This window comes from Micromonospora sp. LOL_021, from assembly GCF_048060215.1.
GTDB lineage: Bacteria > Actinomycetota > Actinomycetes > Mycobacteriales > Micromonosporaceae > Micromonospora_E.
In genome coordinates this window covers 1-258 of sequence record NZ_JBHMIN010000189.1, presented here as the reverse complement: position 1 = coordinate 258, position 258 = coordinate 1, and the positions used below count along the sequence as shown (strand labels likewise).

Below are 258 nucleotides of genomic sequence, written 5' to 3'. Positions count from 1 at the left end.
CGGTGGCCGCGCCGGCCAGGAAGATCCAGCCGGCCCTCAGGGCCGGGCCGTGCCGGTCGGCCAGGGCGATGCCGGCGGCGAGGGCCCGTCTGGGGTCGCCGAGGATGGCCGCCGTCGACCCGGTCTGCACCGTGCGTCCGTCGATGTCGAGGAGTACGCCGAGGTTGTCGACGTTGTTGGGGACCGGCTGCCAGGGTCCGACGACGTACAGGGCGGCGGAGGTGTTGTCGGCGATCACGTCGGGCAGCGAGAAGGTGA

1 pseudogene is annotated in these 258 nt (G+C 73.3%); it reads right to left on the bottom strand.

Features of this window, described 5'->3' with window-relative positions:
- Positions 1–258 (bottom strand): annotated as a pseudogene (locus ACFHWT_RS31620) (4-oxalocrotonate decarboxylase); the annotation flags it as partial.